The organism is Microcoleus sp. T2B6, assembly GCF_036700475.1.
In the GTDB taxonomy this organism is placed as follows: Bacteria; Cyanobacteriota; Cyanobacteriia; order Cyanobacteriales; family Microcoleaceae; genus Microcoleus.
The window spans coordinates 1-16867 of sequence record NZ_JAUBOZ010000134.1 but is presented as its reverse complement, the minus strand read 5'-3'; the positions used below and the strand labels follow the sequence as shown (position 1 = coordinate 16867).

Sequence of the window (16867 nt, the reverse complement as noted above, 5' to 3'; positions counted from 1 at the left end):
TCGTACAGCGCGGCGATGTCTTTTCTTAGTTGAGAGTTTTGCAGCATTTGATTTTTCCGTGGGTGAGTAGTTGTTGGCGCTACGGCGTTAAATGGCGCTTAACACAGTAGCGCTCGATTATGTTGGCAATGTTCAGCGATCAATGTTCAGTGCCATTATCCGATCGTCGGTTAATTTCTGAATTTGCTGTGGGGGCTGCCAGCGATGGCCCCAGTTCTGGCGAAGTCGGGGGAGTGCGATCGGACTGGGGAAGAGTTCGGCGGTATTAACCCAGACACCAACACCGAAAATCTGACTCGCATAGTAGGTATCAAACTGTTGGCGCGATACCCTTGCCAGTTGCCCTTGCTGAGATTCGCGCCACAGTCGATCAATAGGTAGTATCTCACGCTTCAAAACCCGGACAATTCCTAGCAGTTCAGCAACTGGCATTGTGGCGTAAATTGCAATATTATCGCCCGGTTTTAGCGAGGCTCCAAAACTGCCTTTACGCAGTTCGATCGACTTGGGATTAGCAGAAGCGAAGAAGCTAGCAGCCCAGCGCGGGTGTACTGAGATTAGGTAAGTGTGGGTTGAGTTAATTTGCATTCTTTTCTTCCCCTTCTGCCAGCAATTCCTTGTACTCGGAAATAGCCGTTTCGTAGGCTTTAGTTTTTCCAGGGCGGGCATTCCACAGCATCCAGATTATCTCTGTCTGGGTGTGTTTCATTTCATTTTTCAGCTTCAGGATTAGCTCGATCGCCCTTGCGCGGTCAAGTTTCAAGGCTGTGAAATAAACAGCGCCAGAATCGCTAGATTCGCTACTGTGTGGTTGTTTCAGGGTGTGAAATTCGTCTGAAACGGTTTCGGGTTCGGTTTCAGGTTTGCCCAAATCGAACTCTAGCTTAAAAACGCGGTTGAGGTAGTCGGTGGTAGATTCTGCCGGAGTATTTTGTGGGGTTGCTTCTGGTTTGTTCGGTGTCGAATGCTTTGTTAGCTTGACCAATGTGCGATCGGACAAAGGCTGTCCCGGTAGCTTTATTTTTGCCTCAAAACGTGGCGTAGCTCTGCCTGTTTCCTCGTCTTTGTTTCCCAAAATTTCCACCTCTAGCAAGGCTTCATCCCGCAAAGACGCGAACCCTTTAGCATTGGCTAATCCCGCTAGAGTTCGCGTATGCGAGATGATTAAGCCGAACATCTCAACCTTGCGGATATCCGTGACTAATTGCTCGAAAAAGTCGGTAGAGTTTGGGCATTTTCCACCCCACCGGGTGAACTCATCACAGACAAACGTTAGGGGCTGAAATTTCGGGTTAGGTGTAGTTTGGACAACCTTGTAACGCTTGGCTACCTCCTCAGAAAACCAGGCAAGCTTTGCATCAATAGCCGCATAATCCATACCGCCACCGATGACCTCGCACCCTTGCCAAGCGCCGTAAGCTGCATGAGGATCGAGCACGATTACCCGATGCCCCGCTTCGAGACGCTTGCCGACTTCTTGCTCAGAGAAGAAAGTTTTGCCAGAGCCGGGAGCGCCATAAACTAGCACCGAGGGATACCAGATTAGCTTGGGAATCTTGGGCCCGTCTGTCTGTTCCAGATGTTCCGGTTCGATCGCCCTTGCTGTCGATGATTCCACCTTGTCGCCTGGGTTGCTGATACTTTCTAAAGTCGCCGTGCCAGTCAGTAGCGCTTGCTGTTCCTGTGGGCTGATGCCTAAGCTTTCGCAGTAGGCTGTTTCCAATTCGTCCTCAAATGCCCGTTCGTCCGCTTCGGTAAGCTTCTTGTATCTGTTCTGCGTAGTCGCCATTTGATAGGCACTTTCGGCGGCGAAACCGAACTCGTAAGCCTTCTCTTGATACTTCTTAATCCGCTGGCGTACAGGCTCTAACTTGCCTTCACTTCGGGCGATGAGCATTACTAGCCACATTCCCCCAGCTCCCAATAGAGCAAGAGTAATTTTGATGCCGCCGTACCCACGCTCTATGCCTTTGAATTCAGCCTTTGGAGGTACTAGCCACGCGGGGCTAGATTCAATTCTGTTGCCGATTTTAAACTCAACTTTGTTGTCGAAAGGTAGCGCTACAGCACCAACCAAACCGATAAAGCTCAGACTCAGAAGTCCTGATACGATTGCTTGGTTTCTATTTTCCAGCATTGAGCTTACTCCAAATTTCTACAATTACAAAACCGAGGACAATTACTGTTACTACAAAGCTAAAAATCAACAACTGAGAGTTAGCAATTACCCATGCCAGCCACGCATCCCAATTGGCTGATAACAAGGCAGTTCCGATGGCTAACAAGATTAGCTGACAGCGCATTTTTTCGTCACCGTTTGCGCTCAAACTGTATAAAGCCACGCCTAAAGAAATGGCAGGGAAGAAAATCACCGCAGCAGGAGTGATAACCGGGATAGCCCGCACGATAAGGCTTGCGACTAAACCAGTGCTGAAATACCCGCCAAATTCTCCCCAGTTTCCTGCTATTTTCCAGAAGCGTTCAATATTAGCAATTTCATCTTTTTGCTTCTGTGTTTGTTGTTCTGGTTGTGTATAGTCGCCAGCATTCAAATAGTCAAATTCTGAAGAGTCAAAGTCTTGAGACAGCATAAAAATAGCGGGCCGTTTAGACCCGCGCTAAGGTTTACCGTTTGCCTGAGAAGAAGTCAAAAAGCCCACCTAAGAAGCCTTTGCCATTGTTTGCGATCGAACTGTTGCCACCGCCGGAACTGCCGCCAACCGCCGGAACTGGATCGAAGTCTTTGGCGTTTATGTAATTGTTGAACTCAGTCCGTCGTTGTTGCATGGCGATCGCCTGCTGCGGGGATGCTTGGATTGCCTTGAGAGATTGCTGGAAGCTGCTTTGCTGTATCTGGCCTTTTGCCTGATGGTTCGCCTTGATTAACAGCAAGCGCTGGCGAAAGTCCATGTTTTGGAGGGTTTGCGTAGAAGCTCCTTGAACCTTGATTAAGCCCAATTCATGCTGCAATTGCTGCTGCAAATTGATGATTTTTTGGTCGTGGTTTGCAGAGGCAACAATTGCCTTATCTACATATTTGTCAATCTGCAATTTGTCTGTGAGTCCACTTTCAATGGCTTCGAGTGTGAGCCTTTCCACTTCGACTGTGTTCGCCCTAATCTTTGCGTGGTGGCGATTGTAGGCTGTTCGGAGTTGTTTCTGAAGGTCAAGCACCTTTGCTTCTTTGGCTGCTGCATTCACCATCTCTGGGGTGAGGGGGCCCGATTCGTAGTTAAACTGCTGCCTTACCTTTGCGGCCCCCGGTGTGGCGGCTACTCTGAATTTTTGCATCATGATAAAATTCTGCGTAGTACGGTTTAGTGCTGAAAATCCCCCAGCTCGTGCTAGGGGAGGAATTGCAGGCCGGCGGGTTACTTTTGCAGAGCGTCCCGTCGGTTTTGCATTTGGTTGAGTCGGTTACTAATTCGATCGGCTACTTCATCTCCGATCGCCTCTATGAAATTGCCTACCCGGTAAGCATTGCCGAGTTTGGAAGCTGTCGGCAAGTCGAGGCCGTTGGCGACGTATTGGCATTCGGGGAATGGCATCTCGATCGCAAATTCGTCAAGCTCGGCATTCAGTGGGCGTAAGGTGTGAAGGTTAAGCATCGGTGTTACCCTCCCCAGACTCGAAGTGCTCGATCGCTGGATCATCATTTAAAATGAGGATGCTGTCACGTGACAGTTCGGTGTTACCCTCCCCAGACTCGAAGTGCTCGATCGCCCAACCGATCGCGAAGTTATCCACCGCTTGCCGCTGTTCATCGGTCAAACTGCCGTCGGGATTCAATTGCTCGAACATATCTAAATGTGATGCCAGCCGATACCGCGAATCATCGCCATAGTGAGGGATGCGGTCAATGTGACGCTGGATATAGTCTGGATCAACACCGCCAGTTCTCGCGGTCAGCTCTGGGGCCTCGGTGCTGTCTTCTTCGTCTTCCCAAAAATCCGAAAGGTCGATCGGGGTCAGGTCTTCATCGGTAATCATGATTAAAACTCCATCGGTGTAAAGGTTTCTGGTGCGATCGACTGTTGGGCGATCGGCTGCTGATGTGTTGGTGCTGCCTGCGGGCAATTGTTAATTTGCCAAGTAGTGAGAAGGTGCTGACCGTACCGAGAAAGCAGAATTCCGATCAGCGTTGAGTAGTCGTTGACTCCGGTTGCCTGCAAGAGTTCGTCTGCTAACGGAACATACCGGGCGGGCAACACGGCGCGTGTTTGGGCCATTTAGTTAGTCTCCTTGTTGAGTCCGTAAAGGTTGAAAAATTGGGGCCGGGGCGCGACCTTAAAGCGGCCCTTTGAAGCCTCACACATTGGTTGTAATAAGCTGGCAGAACCGCCGATTACAACTAGCTCACCGAGAGAGGGTAAGTATTTTGACCAGTTCGCTTTTAGTTTCTGCCTGATGTCAGATACCCAAGAGTCGCGGACGGCGACAAACTCGCGGCTAAAGTCGATGTCGGTCGATCCATAGTGGTAGTTGCCAGTTGCGATCGCATCCATGATGATGCCCGCGTCGGCAGTGTTTCCCACCTTTGGCAGAATGGCTGCTGCAACTTTTTGAGCAACGTAAGACGTTCCCGGTAAGACAATATCGGCATCCCTTAACAACGCGCCGCCGGGGGCAAACAAACGGGCGATCGCAGTTCCGCCGCCGATATCAAGGATGCCGTTCGGGTTTTGGGGATACCGCCACATCGATCGTCCAAGCGCCAAGTCGTAAGCACCGCGACACTCATCAACCGCAGATACCGATCGAATTGTGGTTAAGCAGTCCAGACCGTTGACCGAGAATTCGATCGTGGTTTCGAGTTCCTTCAGTTTGGCGATCGTCTGTTGGTTGCGGGAATCTGGCGTCGGGATGACCAAGCGTTCGATCCGCTGCGGGGAATCTGAGGCAAGGGCGGGCAAGATTAGCAGATGAGCCAAGTCAGCTTTACCGCCCTCGAATGCTGGCAGTCCGCCCATAAGTTGAGCGAGCCGACCGACTAAATAACGCTTGCCATCGAGGGCGATTTCATAGCTTTGGGAATCGCTTCCCCCTTCCTCCCAGTCGGCTAATTCCTTCACATAGGAAGGGATGCAGCGGACTGTGGAACCGTCGATCCACTTGGTGAAACGATTGCCAGGGTCAACAGCCAACACGGGACGCACGACGGCGCGGTGTGGCTGCATAGAGCCAAGCGTGGTAGTTCTGTATTCAGTTTGCATGGTTCAGTTTTGCCTTGTGGCGTAAGAGTTTGAGGCGCTTTTAGAGTCAGCTTCAGAACAACCGCACGGGCTGGTACAGATGGCTGTTTTACGTTCTGAGTTGGCTCTGTTGCGTCTATGTCTGTTACTATATCATAGTATATCCTGTTTAAACATGATTCAATTAAAACAGGACGTAACAAAAGTTAGCAGAACATACGATGATGTAGGGAGATAACTGATATATGAACTAAAAAATGAGCCGAAAGTTAAACGCCATCATTCCCGACGAAACTTGGGAAGCCCTAGAAAAGATAGCCGATCGAGAACTCAGGACTAAGAGCCAGATGGCAGCTATCCTACTTGGTGAGGCTATTGCAGAATATTGGAAACGGAATCCTACATCGTCCGAACCCGAACCAACCACAACTAGAACTGCCACCAAGGCTGTAGCCAAGCGAGGTCGGCCCTCTAAGGGTGAAAAATCTAGTTAATGTCTAGCGGATTGTGCGATCGCCCGTGCCGACTGCGAGGAATGTGGCGATCGGCGGTGTGGGGAGTTTGGGAGTTGGGGCGATCAGCTTTACTTTATTTGCATTTATTTGTAATTGCTTGTATTTCTCCGCCTTTTCTCTTGCATTTTTGCAGCCAGATAAACTCGATCGCCGATCAAGTTTTTCTCGGTCGATCGCTCTAATTCCCGAACCATCTTTTGTGCATTTAATTTTTGCAATTCCGCAAAATACACCCTATACCGGAAAAATGCAATGGGCGATCGGCTAATATTTGTTATCCCGGATATCTACTCTGATAGCTAATTTTTTAGACAAAGACGCGATGGCTGTCCGAGGCTGTCCGATCGCCCGCTGCCTGGATTCTGGGATTTTGTGTCTCGAATTGCGCCAATATCGCGCGATCGAGACAAATTGCCCAAATTTAGAGCAATAAATTTGACGCAACGATGAAATATGCGGTAAATTATTGGTAAGTGATGCGAGGTAGAAAAAATGCAACAGCAAAAGTGGGAGCGGAATATAAAAAGTGTAACCATGTATCTCACCGAAGCTGAATATCAACTGATAAATAGCAAAGCTGAAATACTTGATTTATCGGCTTCTAAATTCACTAAGCAAGCTGTAAAAACTTACATTAAACATTTAGAAAAGCATCTCCAAGATGCCGCATCTATTGCCGTGTAGGGCTTACACCTTGCTGGCAGGCATTATTTCCGATCGTTCCAAGATAAAAAAATCGCTGCACCTTTGGAGAGGCACAGCAAAACAATTAATATTACTAATTTCAATGTACCGTACTTTTTACTGTTGTCAGCAGTTTGTCGGCAAATTGCTGACAACAGTGAATAGAGTACAGCCTCTCTTAAATATAGGTGTAGCGGGTCAACTTTACGGAGACTCACCCGCTATGAATCTGTTGATTATATTCCGGTTTCTTTTTGGTTACGTCGCGGGAAGCTGTTACGGAGACTCACCCGCTATGAATCCCATTGTACCTGGCTTTGGCAAGTTTAGTCAAGCCTTGACCAAGTTTGAGCAAGTTTCTGCATCCACCTTTGCAGCGATCGGGGGTGCGGCGTAGTGGATACGACACAAGCGTTTACCCGAACTATTGATCGCGAGCAAGTCCGGCAACAGCTAGCCGCATTGGGTTACAAAGGAGGCGATCGAGTTTTCCTACGTGCCTTCTTCCCCGATACAGATCCACGCAAGGCCGAAGACAAAGGACGGAAAGCTGAAGCAACCAGCCTTGACCAATTAATCACACAGGCTACCAACTTTCAAGCGGACGGCCGGGGGATTTATTTAGTGGTCAACGGCGGTGGACACAAAAACGACGATGTTAGCACCGGACGCGCCATATTTTACGAACACGACAACCTAGACAAGGCTGCTCAGATTGAATTGTGGAAAGGCTTAGGATTGCCAGAACCCACACTGCAAGTTGACACCGGGGGAAAATCGATCCACTCGTACTGGGTATTTGATGAACCTGTGGCAATCGAAAAATGGCGGCCACTTCAAGCCGAATTACTTAATTTTGCTGACGCCGATCGCTCAATCAAAAATGCCAGCCGAGTAATGCGACTGGCGGGTGCGTGGCACTCTAGCGGTAATCAATCATTGATCATCACCAACTCCGGCAGGCGGTACGAATACGAAGAATTAAGGGCGATCATCCCAACACCAGAAAAACCAGAGCCGACACTTTTTCAGCAGAAACCACAACCGCAAGCATTTTACACATCAGAGAAGCCTGATTCTTACGAAGCGATAAGAGTACCGGTGCCGATGCCAGTACCTCTGCTATGCTCCCTAGGTAAAGAAAATAAGAGCCTGCTACAAGGAGTCGCGGCCCAACGCAACACGTCAATGGCAACTCTCGCCAGAGATTTAATCGGGACTGCTAACGATTTTGCAAAACTGGGGCAAAGCACGAGCGATGATGCGTACACTCTATTTATTGATGCTTGCCGCCGATGCTCGCCCGGTGGCGGCTGGGGCGAGAAAGAATGGGAGGGAATCTGGAAATCGGCAGAAGGCTCAAATCCATCGGCAAGTATTAGTAAGGCTTCTCCCGATGCTGTAGAAAACTGCATAAAAAGCTGGTACTGGCAGGAATTTGGGGATAAAGACCGCAGCAAGCGATCGAACCACAAGCCACAAAACAGCACTAAATTATCCATGCTGGAAGCGGCTAACCAAGCACGGGAAATACTGCGATCGGAGCGTGATGAGCTCACCACCAATATCAAACTTGAAGAAGTGCGGCATTCGGCAGGAATGGGCGAGTATGCTTGGGAACACAAAATCATCCGCCCTATCAAAAAAGACTTAGATTTGCAACGGTACAAATCTGAATTGCTCTATATCATGGCGATTGCCGATCCCGTGGAACGAGACTGGCGAATAGCTCAGATTGCGCCCAAATACCAACTTCAACGGGCAGTAATCGAGCGAAATATAGTGCAGATGAAAGAACGCACTACCACGCCAGAGTCACAGCTATGGAGCTTAAGTGAGGTTTTTAATCTTCAATCCGAAGGTTTGCAATGGATTATCCCCGAGCTTTTGCCATGTGGCGAAACGGTGATTTTGAGCGCAAGTCCCAAAGTAGGGAAATCCTTGCTAGCAGTAGACCTTGCTTTTTGCACGGCTACGGGCGAAGAAAAATTCTTAGGACAAAATATCAAGATGGGCAAAGTCCTCTTGGTGTCAGTCGATGAGTCCCTAAATAGCACACGGTCAAAGCTGCTAAAGCGGGGATTCCGGCTGCAAGATAACGACAACATAAAAGTCTTGCCCCAATGGGATATCACCCAAACAGCAAAACTTGAGACTTTCTTGGAAGATTACCGCCCGGATGTAGTTATTATTGACAGCCTCAAGCGTATTTGCAAAGGTAGCACCATATCGGAAAATTCTGCTGAGTTTTCCGATAATATCTACGCCCTCAAAGAACTTTTAACTCGTTACGGTGCCGCTGGCGTTCTAATTCATCACAGTAACAAAAATGCCGATGCACTAGGCGTTGACAGGTTGCGCGGTTCTAGTGCGATTGCTGGTAGCGTTTGGGGTGTGTGGCAAGTTGACCACATTCCAAAGAAAGACCCTAACAACTCAAAAAAACTGATCATCGACCCCAAAGACCCAAAGCGTATTTTTTCGTGCTTCCCAAGAGATGCAGAAGGTCAAACACTAGACATTGAACTAAATCTCGAAAATAATTCTTGGATCTGTCACGGACTAGCAGGAGAGGAAGCCGAAGCGGCACAACAAAGAGAGACCATCCGAGAACGAATCTTGCGAGCTCTCGAAAAACACAACAGACCGCTATCTGGCCCAGAAATTATTGAGACAACAGAACTAACAGAAAAGCGTGGCTCGGTTTACTCCGAACTTAACCGAATGGTTGGCAAAAAAGTTATTAGTGCGGCACCAGCACCGGGTAACAAACGATTTACCCTATATTCTTTACCCCACATTCAGGCGGAAAAATCTCCTCCCCCCCCTCCCCCCCCTATATCACTACCAAATGCTATCTATGAATCTGAAAACCCTATAGAGCATAGGTTTCAGATACATAGCAACATAGATAGCAGATACATAGCAATAGATAGCACTGTGACAGTTCAATCCGAGGTGCTATCTACTGCAAACCATTGTGAGGAAAAGGTTTCAGAGATAGATAGCAAATTACCACTGTCACAAGGGGGGGGGGAGGTAAAATGCACTTCCATTTGTAACGAGCCTCAACCATCAAACCAAGTTTCGATCGTGCCGCCGGAACCGGAAACAACACCAACAGCACCGACAACAGCGCCGCCGGAACCTGAACCTGATGCGGAATTGGTAAAGACAATAGTTGGTGCGCTAAAACAACGAATTGCAGAGAATGATGAAGAAAAAATCCTAGGATACATTCGGTACATCAACAAGAAATCACGCCACCTTCTCGAAAAAGTAAAAGCTCGCCTAAGCGATGCAGAGAACGAAGCTTGCAGAAGGATTTTAGCCATAACCACCGGGGGCAAAAAGTCGGAGCCGCAACCTGTAGAGGCAGAGCCAGAGACTGAACCGATCGCACTTCCCGCAGAAACCACAGAGACAACACCAGAACCAACACCAGAACCAACACCAGAACCGACACCAGAACCGACACCAGCACCCGCGCCAGCATCAGAACCGACACTGGAACCAACACCAGCGACAGAATTCAAAGTGGGCGATCGGGTGCGTGTAGCGATGCGGCGTGGCCAGTATCAAGGGCATCTTGGAGAAATCACGTCGATCGAGCCCAAGAGAAATATCGGGAAGTATGGGGTGCGGCTGTACAGCGGTGAGCGACTTTCTCTCTCTGCCTCTCAGATTGAATTAGCAGGGGAGGGGGCTGAAGATGAATAATGCTATCGCCGTTCGATCGCCCTCCCAACTAGACCCCGACACCCACACCGAATGCTTAGAGTTCATCCGTACCGCCATTGCTAGCAACGATCGCCAAACAGCCCTCGACATCAAAAATGTACTCGCCGAAGTTTGCGCTTCTGGTTATGCCGATCGCGCGCAAATCTGGGCCGACCTCACCGACACCGAGCAACAGAATTTTAAAGAACTGTTAGCACTGCCGCCGATCGCGCTGCCGGAACCCGCGCCGGAAACAACACCCGCGACAACACCAGAACCAGAACCAGCACCGGAAACACCAATAACCCCAGCCGACGCCAAGAAGATGCGAGAAATTGCAACAGTTTGGTGGGACGAATTTTATGGCGAACAACTGCAAAACCTACTCACCCAGATGTTTGGCTGGCAAGCACCGGGGACTAAATACGACGCTACTACCATAAACGCTTGGCTAGTGACTGAGGACGCAATTGTGCGCGATCGGATAGGCGAATTGTGGCAACTAAAACACGGCGAAGGCTTGATAGATTCCCTTGACTGTGGCTTTTAGGCGAACTCCCCACACCCGTCGTTTACCCAAATACTTGAGTTACCCCATGAAAACTTTTCTCGAATTCCATCGCACTTACCTGTTTGCAAGCCGCACCTTGATCAAGCTCGCCACCGACCGAATCACGAATAACCGAGAATATCAAATTTCTCAGGCCAAATTGGCGATCGCAACCGCGAACCGAAAACTTGAAAAATTGGAAGCTCCCATGTCCGTATTCAGGTCTTCGTTCGAGCCCGACCTCCCCGACGTGGATGAGTTGCGGGAGGAATTACTGTTCTTAAACCGGAGATTGGTGGCTGCCTATCGAGTTCCTGATATTACGCAGTCTAAGCACGATAAACGACGGGCGATTGAGCAAGTTAAGGATGTAGTAGAAGGGGTGATTTTAAATCTCAATCCTGAATCAGTAATTAAATGGAATCCCCAGCTATCCCTGCTGGAGAAGCATTTGTTGTTCAGGCTTCCGTACTTGTCGGAACAAGAAAATCTCGCGGTGCAAAGCGCTATTTTTGGGATGGATAGCACTTGGTACAATGTCGCGTTTGGTAGTGAGTACGATGCCTTGATAGAGCCGATCGTGCAACGTGTCGGTGCCGACGGCATCGTAACTCGAAACTCTTACGGGGTTCTGGTACTTAATTCCCCTTCCGTAATGTTTGTGGATATCGACATCGAGGGGGAGGACATGAGTTGCCGATCGCGATTCGGCGGGGATATCAAATCGGCTGTGAATCTGATTAAAGCATTTACCAAGTATTCCGGACTGGCTTTTCAGGTTTATAAAACAAAAAACGGGCTCAGGTTGCTTGAATTGTCCCGAACTTGGGACGCGCGGGGAAAAGATGTGGCAGAAGTTTTTGACAAACTTGACGCCGACCCATTGTTTGCCCAACTGTGCAAAACGCAGGGCACTTTCCGGGCGAGACTGGAGCCTAAGCCTTGGCGCGCGCAATCGAACTCCATTAACGCTGTGGCGTGGGATTTAGGGATAATGGGGCAACCGTCAAAAATTCCTTTGCAAGTACGCAAAATCCAGCAATATCACGATCGCGCGTGTTGTACCGTGTCGCAAAGTGTCCTAGCCTAACCCACAAGCTGATCGATGCCGGAAACCTGACAGCAGCGGATGTTCTGGCGGTGGTCGGCGAGGCTGTGACTGCCTGGTTTGAGCAGCTTATGTCTTTTCATGGGACAGCATGAAAAGACATAAATTTGCATGAAAAGACATATTTTTCCATTGGAACACTAATAAAAACTAATAAAAACTAATATTTTTTCATACTTTTTCATACCCGAAAGCTAACGAAAATTAACGAAAGCTAACGAAAGCTAACCAAGCCGATCGCCGTAACTTTATCCTGCTGTTGACTTATTTTGATTTATTTTGACTTATTTTGACTTTTAGACCCGATCGACCGGATGAACAGCGCGGCCGGGGATTAACCCCAGAGACGGCGGCATTATTGCGATCGCATATTTTGGGGATAGAGCCGCCTGATATGGAAGAGGTAGAGGAAGCGGAGTTTATTTAAGTTTATTTAATTTTATTTTCATTTACTTTACTTTATTTGTAATTTGCTTTACTTTAATTTACTCAGCTTTACTTTACTCATTGCCCCCGATCGCCCGCCGTACCGCGATCGCAATTAATACAGTTTTTACAGTTTTACAGTGTTTGGGCGGGTGCGGTGACTGTATTAATTGTATTAATTGCGGCGGGTGCGATCGGCCTCGATGCTACATCAGGATAGGGTAATGTCCTGAGTGACGGCCCCAAACCCTTGCCGCTACATCAGATACAGTCCGCTGCTGTCGTTGGGTTTGGCGTGTAAGTATTTAGAAGTTGTGGCAACGGAAGCATGACCCAAAGTTTGGCTAAGCAAGTGAATCGGGGCCCCACGGTTTAGCGCGTGGGATGCGTGGCAGTGCCGGAGCCAGTGAGCGCTAGTCTTCTCAGAAATTCCCGCGCGTTTAGCAGCTTCCTTGACCAAGTGCGTTACCGAAACCCTGTGCAAGCGCCCGCCGTTAGCCACTTTCCGACTCCTGAAAATGGGATCAGAATTCCCAGCGTCCCCTCTGCTGTTCAGAATTTCCCGGTACAGAGACGCAGGAAGTAGAACCACACGAGTTTTGCCACCCTTGCCATAAATCAGAAGTTGGCCGCTTTCACCGTTGGGGGTCAAGTCTTCCCAATTCAAATCGCACAATTCCGAGGCCCGGAGTCCGGCGTAATAGAAAGTCTTGAGAATCAACTTGTTTCGATCGCACGGTTCCAGGGCAATCATCGTCATCACTTCGAGCTCAGACAGGATTTTCTGGGAGAGAGTATCCTTGGGCTTCGGGGTAGTCAAAGCAGCGGCGGCGTTAACCGGGATGAGTCCCGTGCGGTGCGCGAAACTTAGGAGACTTTTCACAACAGATATATAGGTGCGACGGGAGGAAGGGGATAGCTCCTTTCCTTCTAAGGTATCAGAGAAGCTTTGAAAATCTTGCAGAGTAAGCCACTGAAGGGGTTTGTCAATGGTAGTCAGTAACAAATTGGCAACACGACGGTAGAGAGCCGCCGTATTTTTGGACTTGCCGTGTACCCATAAATCAATTAATTGGGCAGTGGCAGTGCCGGGGGCGATGACTTGTGGGGCGGGTGGATTGGAAACTGCGAGAGTCATTTTGGGCATTCCCGAATATTACATTAGCGCTGTTATGTAAGATTGAGCGACTTTAAACAGCCCCAGCCATTCGAGACTGGGGCAACTAAATCTAGGCCGCAAACTTCAGCCGTTTAAGTTGGTTGAGGGCCGCCGACTGATTTTCTTCCTCAAGGACGATCGCCGGTATAGTCTCACCCGCTCTCGGATTAAGTCGCCGGGCCAGAACTGCGGCGTGATATTGAAGATGGCCGCTGATAACCTTGTACCCGCTACTGTCTCGCACCAACACCGGGGGAACCACGAAGCCGCCGATCGCCAGACTAAGCTCGCCCAACACTTCCAATTCAAACTGATCGAAGTTGGAGGCAGGAATATCAGAACTGATGCGCTTGATAGCTACCAGCGACGGCAGAAGCTTCTTATGGGCGATCGGCCCAAGCCGTCCGCGTCCATCGCCACGGCCCGGCGGTTGGTTGTCTGTTTCGATCGCGGTTGGTGCGGGGATAACTGCGCGGGTAACTGCTGCTGTGGTGGTTGCGTGGCTTGCTGCTGCGGGTTTTGAAGGTGCGCGGGTGACTGCGGGTGCGGGTGCTGCGGCGGGTGCGATGACTTCGACCGCTGGCAGTACCCATTCCTCGACGTGCCGATCGTGACAGCCGGGAAAAGTGACGATTAGGCAGGTGCGGCCGTCTGCCAAAATTTCCTTGCCGACTACGCGGGCGATCGGGCAAAACGGTTTGCGGATGTAATCGCCTGGTTGGGCTTCTGCTGTTGCATCTTCCCAGATTTGGGGTTTAGGTGCTGGTTTGGAGAATTTGACGGGGCGGGCGATCGTTGCTGTAGCTCTTTGTGCTAGTTTCATTGTTAGTCCTCTGGGGCTAGACCACCGCTCTAGGCGTCGTAAACTTCGGGCGGTGGTTTGTTGGTATGTTACCATCATAGCTTTGTACAATACTATATACAATACCAGTAACATACAGATAACTTATGGTGTGTTACTAAAGTATGAGATACCGCTTATAGTGTGTTACTAGCAGTATGTTACCCATGCTTTCAGCCAGAGAGGGACGGCCCTCTCAACCGCTTAGCCGATCGCCCGCAGGTCAGCCGGTGTAACTATCGCCTTGAGTCTCCGTGTTATATTGGCTGCTGTTCCGCGAGCATCAACTTTTTTGGATTTAGCCAGTGACCGCAGAGTAGGTAGGGGCATATTAGCCAGCGCTTGCTCGACATCCATCTCTGGCGCGGGTTCCGTCGTGGCGTCAACGTCAATCACTGGATCGGTGTCGGTCATTGTGGTGGGTTCCGGTGCTGTTGGCGCTGTCGGTTCAGGCTCGATCGGTTCCGCTGGTTCAGGTGTGGCGGGTTCCAAGAATGCGATCGCATCAGTCCCGAATTGCGCGTCAACCGCCGCTTTGAATGTGCCGATTTCGCTGGGGTCAACATGATTGAGCATACTCAGCGCGGTTCCGATTTGTGCGATCGCACTCTGACAAGCTTGCTCGACTGAAAGTAGTTGTTGCTGGTGTTCCTGAAGTTCGGAAAGCTTGGCTTGCAGGGCTGCAATTTGGGCGTTAGTGGCGTCAATGGCTGAAGCGATTTGGTTGAATTTGGCGGCTAGTAATTGCATGGTGATTTTTCCTGTGGTGTGTAGTGAGTGAATAGGTGAAGCGGGGGGTGGAGGGTGTTACCCCTCCCGGTTGGTTATTTGCCTAGTTGGCGTCGGCGGCTGGCTTTGGTTGCTGCGATGCTATAGTCGCGGTCGATTTCGTTCTCGAAATCTTCAAAGCTTTCGAGGTGGCGATCGGTCAGAAGCAGTTCTGGGACTTCAGCGGTAGCAGTGACGCGGACGCCAAACCCAGTAGGCGATTTCGATGTCATGTAAACCAGAATGTTGAATTTTCCGAGTTTGTCGCTATCGAGGTAAAGCACCGATTTGTAGAAGCCGCTGTGGGGGATAATGTCGCCGAGCTTCCCGGTGTACTTGAGCTCACCTTGCTGTTGAAGTGCTAGCAGCGCGGTGGAGATAAGGCTGTGTTCGATATTCATTTTTCCAGGTTCGGTGTGGTGTGTAGCGCGGGCTGTGTCGGTTGCCCTTCGCTTGGTATGTTACCAATATAGCAAGGTATTGTATTAAATACAATACCAGTAACATACAAAAAACTTATAGTGTGTTACCAAGACATACTTAAAACTTATAGTGTGTTACTTGTCTATTAGGTATGTTATCGTGATGTTGTACTGACCGATGGGTAACATACATGGCAACCGATAAGAAACATATCGCCGTATACCTTGATAAAGCTGTAGAGGATGCGCTGAGCAAGTTTTGTACTGATAACGGGCTGGAATCTAAAAAAGGGCTGATGTATTCGGCGGCGGTCAATAAAGCGCTGGCACAATTTTTCGGGGTAGAAAGCAGCACACCTAGCACCACACCGGGTAACACACCGGGTAACACAGCCAGCGACATACCCGACAGCTTAGATCAGCGTATTGCCGAAATTGTTGAGCGGAAGATGTCGGGCGCGATCGAACAACTGAGGACTGAATTGGGGGAGTTAGCCGCCTGACCGATCGCACCGATGAATCGCTCAGGCAAGAATTAGAAAAAACCCGCGCTGATTTAACCACAGCCCAAAACGAACTGGCAGAAGCGCGATTGCACCTGGCAACACTCGCAGACGAGTGCGACGAACGTCAATTGCCATTGGCCACACTAGCCCAACTCAAGAAAGAAACCAAAAAATATGCAGCAGAACTGCATCGGGAAGGGCGGGCGATGGAGGTTGAGAAAGCCCGCTGGCAGCGAGAATTGAGCGACGCCAGAGACGAGCTAGCAGATGCCAAGGCAACCATGCTCAAGCAAGCGGATAAGATACGGGAGTTAGAGCGCGGGTATAGTTTGAAGCCCAACCCCGCAGAATCCCGACTGAGATTGGAAATAGGCAATTTGCGGGAGGAATTAGAAGCCTCTAAGCAGCAGCCAGCGACTGAAATTGAGTTACCAGAGCCAGCCGACTTGCTCAATCAGTTGAAAGCCAAGAATCCAAAATCGAAGGCTAGCTTAGGTGATGCTGATGCGATGGTTGGGATAATTGAAGAGTTCTGGAGTACACATCCCAGGGTTTAAGAATCGTACCCGGTTAATACCGGGTTTTTTTGTTTGTTCGATCGCACCCCAAAACAAAAAGCCCCCCTGACCGAAAATATCAGGGGAGCTTTTACACGATGGGGTAATCGGTAATTGGTAATTGGCAATTGGTATTTCATCCTTTGCCCCAATGATTGCAGTATAGCGGTTAGGGGTTTGGGCGATCGGGTTTACCGCGCGGGGTCGTCAATTAGATCGTCTAGGGCCTCCAAAGCTTTGATAGCCTTAGCAATTGCAGCCTCTGCCTTAAGCGCTTCGAGCTCGAATTCGGTAGCGGTGTCGCCATCGGGCTCTGCTGTTTTTGCTAGTCGTTTTTTCATTTCGTACAGCGCGGCGATGTCTTTTCTTAGTTGAGAGTTTTGCAGCATTTGATTTTTCCGTGGGTGAGTAGTTGTTGG

23 protein-coding genes are annotated in these 16867 nt (G+C 49.5%); 10 read left to right on the top strand and 13 right to left on the bottom strand.

The genetic code is table 11. The features are described 5' to 3' along the window. Nucleotides 1-132: 132 nt before the first annotated feature. The 8 genes from QUA00_RS32925 to QUA00_RS32890 all read right to left on the bottom strand — a co-directional run bounded on the left by QUA00_RS32925 (nt 133) and on the right by QUA00_RS32890 (nt 5213). Nucleotides 133-588: a hypothetical protein gene (locus QUA00_RS32925; RefSeq protein ID WP_333412641.1), complete on the bottom strand. Its 456-nt coding sequence runs from the start codon at nt 586-588 to the stop codon at nt 133-135. Continuing rightward, complete coding sequence (locus QUA00_RS32920) at nt 578-2137, bottom strand: type IV secretory system conjugative DNA transfer family protein (protein ID WP_333234169.1); 1560 nt, start codon at nt 2135-2137, stop codon at nt 578-580. The genes QUA00_RS32925 and QUA00_RS32920 overlap by 11 nt, the downstream gene beginning before the upstream one ends. After that, entirely contained in the window at nt 2124-2591 is a 468-nt protein-coding gene (locus QUA00_RS32915) for a hypothetical protein (protein ID WP_333412639.1), read from the bottom strand. Before QUA00_RS32915 ends, QUA00_RS32920 begins: the two co-directional genes overlap by 14 nt. Before the next feature lie 34 nt (nt 2592-2625). Further along, nucleotides 2626-3294: a hypothetical protein gene (locus QUA00_RS32910; protein ID WP_333234166.1), complete on the bottom strand. Its 669-nt coding sequence runs from the start codon at nt 3292-3294 to the stop codon at nt 2626-2628. A 77-nt stretch (nt 3295-3371) separates the two neighbouring features. After that, nucleotides 3372-3608 (bottom strand): hypothetical protein, encoded by a 237-nt coding sequence (locus QUA00_RS32905; RefSeq protein ID WP_333234165.1) that lies wholly within the window; start codon nt 3606-3608, stop codon nt 3372-3374. After that, a complete protein-coding gene (locus QUA00_RS32900; RefSeq protein ID WP_333412637.1) occupies nt 3601-3990 on the bottom strand; it encodes a hypothetical protein in 390 nt (129 codons plus the stop codon). Before QUA00_RS32900 ends, QUA00_RS32905 begins: the two co-directional genes overlap by 8 nt. A 2-nt stretch (nt 3991-3992) precedes the next feature. Next, a complete protein-coding gene (locus QUA00_RS32895; protein ID WP_333234192.1) occupies nt 3993-4229 on the bottom strand; it encodes a hypothetical protein in 237 nt (78 codons plus the stop codon). Beyond that, a complete protein-coding gene (locus QUA00_RS32890) occupies nt 4230-5213 on the bottom strand; it encodes a ParM/StbA family protein (RefSeq protein ID WP_333412635.1) in 984 nt (327 codons plus the stop codon). Between the two features lie 236 nt (nt 5214-5449). On the opposite strand from QUA00_RS32890, the gene QUA00_RS32885 reads away from it, so the two are divergent. The 8 genes from QUA00_RS32885 (at nt 5450) to QUA00_RS32850 (ending at nt 12196) form a co-directional block, all read left to right on the top strand. Further along, nucleotides 5450-5686, top strand: a complete 237-nt coding sequence (locus QUA00_RS32885) for a hypothetical protein (RefSeq protein WP_333412633.1) — start codon at nt 5450-5452, stop codon at nt 5684-5686. Continuing rightward, a complete protein-coding gene (locus QUA00_RS32880; RefSeq protein WP_333412631.1) occupies nt 5686-5889 on the top strand; it encodes a hypothetical protein in 204 nt (67 codons plus the stop codon). The genes QUA00_RS32885 and QUA00_RS32880 overlap by 1 nt, the downstream gene beginning before the upstream one ends. A 310-nt stretch (nt 5890-6199) precedes the next feature. Continuing rightward, entirely contained in the window at nt 6200-6391 is a 192-nt protein-coding gene (locus QUA00_RS32875; protein ID WP_333412629.1) for a hypothetical protein, read from the top strand. Next, the gene (locus QUA00_RS32870; RefSeq protein ID WP_333412627.1) at nt 6369-6788 is read left to right on the top strand and encodes a hypothetical protein; all 420 of its coding nucleotides are present in this window, start codon (nt 6369-6371) and stop codon (nt 6786-6788) included. Before QUA00_RS32875 ends, QUA00_RS32870 begins: the two co-directional genes overlap by 23 nt. Then, nucleotides 6788-10111, top strand: coding sequence for an AAA family ATPase (locus QUA00_RS32865; protein WP_333412625.1), 3324 nt, complete (start codon nt 6788-6790; stop codon nt 10109-10111). The genes QUA00_RS32870 and QUA00_RS32865 overlap by 1 nt, the downstream gene beginning before the upstream one ends. After that, entirely contained in the window at nt 10104-10661 is a 558-nt protein-coding gene (locus tag QUA00_RS32860) for a hypothetical protein (protein WP_333412623.1), read from the top strand. The genes QUA00_RS32865 and QUA00_RS32860 overlap by 8 nt, the downstream gene beginning before the upstream one ends. Before the next feature lie 46 nt (nt 10662-10707). Beyond that, on the top strand, nt 10708-11751 hold the full coding sequence (locus QUA00_RS32855; protein WP_333412621.1) for a hypothetical protein: 1044 nt from the start codon (nt 10708-10710) through the stop codon (nt 11749-11751). A gap of 307 nt (nt 11752-12058) precedes the next feature. Beyond that, complete coding sequence (locus QUA00_RS32850) at nt 12059-12196, top strand: hypothetical protein (RefSeq protein WP_333412619.1); 138 nt, start codon at nt 12059-12061, stop codon at nt 12194-12196. 255 nt (nt 12197-12451) lie between these two features. On the opposite strand, the gene QUA00_RS32845 is transcribed toward QUA00_RS32850, so the two are convergent. The 4 genes from QUA00_RS32845 to QUA00_RS32830 all read right to left on the bottom strand — a co-directional run bounded on the left by QUA00_RS32845 (nt 12452) and on the right by QUA00_RS32830 (nt 15364). Continuing rightward, the gene (locus tag QUA00_RS32845) at nt 12452-13333 is read right to left on the bottom strand and encodes a tyrosine-type recombinase/integrase (protein WP_333412618.1); all 882 of its coding nucleotides are present in this window, start codon (nt 13331-13333) and stop codon (nt 12452-12454) included. A 91-nt stretch (nt 13334-13424) separates the two neighbouring features. Continuing rightward, nucleotides 13425-14177 (bottom strand): hypothetical protein, encoded by a 753-nt coding sequence (locus QUA00_RS32840; protein ID WP_333412616.1) that lies wholly within the window; start codon nt 14175-14177, stop codon nt 13425-13427. 222 nt (nt 14178-14399) lie between these two features. Then, nucleotides 14400-14945, bottom strand: coding sequence for a hypothetical protein (locus tag QUA00_RS32835; protein WP_333412614.1), 546 nt, complete (start codon nt 14943-14945; stop codon nt 14400-14402). A 74-nt stretch (nt 14946-15019) separates the two neighbouring features. Then, nucleotides 15020-15364: a hypothetical protein gene (locus tag QUA00_RS32830; RefSeq protein ID WP_333412612.1), complete on the bottom strand. Its 345-nt coding sequence runs from the start codon at nt 15362-15364 to the stop codon at nt 15020-15022. A 212-nt stretch (nt 15365-15576) separates the two neighbouring features. Between QUA00_RS32830 and QUA00_RS32825 the strand changes: the two genes are divergently transcribed. Next, a complete protein-coding gene (locus tag QUA00_RS32825) occupies nt 15577-15888 on the top strand; it encodes a hypothetical protein (protein ID WP_333412610.1) in 312 nt (103 codons plus the stop codon). 89 nt (nt 15889-15977) lie between these two features. Next, the gene (locus QUA00_RS32820) at nt 15978-16448 is read left to right on the top strand and encodes a hypothetical protein (RefSeq protein ID WP_333412608.1); all 471 of its coding nucleotides are present in this window, start codon (nt 15978-15980) and stop codon (nt 16446-16448) included. 191 nt (nt 16449-16639) lie between these two features. Here QUA00_RS32820 and QUA00_RS32815 read toward each other — a convergent pair. Then, the coding region (locus tag QUA00_RS32815; protein WP_333412606.1) for a hypothetical protein at nt 16640-16867 on the bottom strand (228 nt) is incomplete at its 5' end.

Bases quoted from the DNA above. Each gene is read 5' to 3' on its own strand.
- QUA00_RS32845 (WP_333412618.1), bottom strand. From the start codon at position 13,333: ATGACTCTCGCAGTTTCCAATCCACCCGCCCCACAAGTCATCGCCCCC.
- QUA00_RS32880 (WP_333412631.1), top strand. From the start codon at position 5,686: ATGTCTAGCGGATTGTGCGATCGCCCGTGCCGACTGCGAGGAATGTGG.
- QUA00_RS32905 (WP_333234165.1), bottom strand. From the start codon at position 3,608: ATGCTTAACCTTCACACCTTACGCCCACTGAATGCCGAGCTTGACGAA.
- QUA00_RS32885 (WP_333412633.1), top strand. From the start codon at position 5,450: ATGAGCCGAAAGTTAAACGCCATCATTCCCGACGAAACTTGGGAAGCC.
- QUA00_RS32890 (WP_333412635.1), bottom strand. From the start codon at position 5,213: ATGCAAACTGAATACAGAACTACCACGCTTGGCTCTATGCAGCCACAC.
- QUA00_RS32925 (WP_333412641.1), bottom strand. From the start codon at position 588: ATGCAAATTAACTCAACCCACACTTACCTAATCTCAGTACACCCGCGC.
- QUA00_RS32835 (WP_333412614.1), bottom strand. From the start codon at position 14,945: ATGCAATTACTAGCCGCCAAATTCAACCAAATCGCTTCAGCCATTGAC.
- QUA00_RS32915 (WP_333412639.1), bottom strand. From the start codon at position 2,591: ATGCTGTCTCAAGACTTTGACTCTTCAGAATTTGACTATTTGAATGCT.
- QUA00_RS32895 (WP_333234192.1), bottom strand. From the start codon at position 4,229: ATGGCCCAAACACGCGCCGTGTTGCCCGCCCGGTATGTTCCGTTAGCA.
- QUA00_RS32920 (WP_333234169.1), bottom strand. From the start codon at position 2,137: ATGCTGGAAAATAGAAACCAAGCAATCGTATCAGGACTTCTGAGTCTG.
- QUA00_RS32900 (WP_333412637.1), bottom strand. From the start codon at position 3,990: ATGATTACCGATGAAGACCTGACCCCGATCGACCTTTCGGATTTTTGG.
- QUA00_RS32910 (WP_333234166.1), bottom strand. From the start codon at position 3,294: ATGATGCAAAAATTCAGAGTAGCCGCCACACCGGGGGCCGCAAAGGTA.
- QUA00_RS32860 (WP_333412623.1), top strand. From the start codon at position 10,104: ATGAATAATGCTATCGCCGTTCGATCGCCCTCCCAACTAGACCCCGAC.
- QUA00_RS32825 (WP_333412610.1), top strand. From the start codon at position 15,577: ATGGCAACCGATAAGAAACATATCGCCGTATACCTTGATAAAGCTGTA.
- QUA00_RS32870 (WP_333412627.1), top strand. From the start codon at position 6,369: ATGCCGCATCTATTGCCGTGTAGGGCTTACACCTTGCTGGCAGGCATT.
- QUA00_RS32840 (WP_333412616.1), bottom strand. From the start codon at position 14,177: ATGAAACTAGCACAAAGAGCTACAGCAACGATCGCCCGCCCCGTCAAA.
- QUA00_RS32875 (WP_333412629.1), top strand. From the start codon at position 6,200: ATGCAACAGCAAAAGTGGGAGCGGAATATAAAAAGTGTAACCATGTAT.
- QUA00_RS32855 (WP_333412621.1), top strand. From the start codon at position 10,708: ATGAAAACTTTTCTCGAATTCCATCGCACTTACCTGTTTGCAAGCCGC.
- QUA00_RS32830 (WP_333412612.1), bottom strand. From the start codon at position 15,364: ATGAATATCGAACACAGCCTTATCTCCACCGCGCTGCTAGCACTTCAA.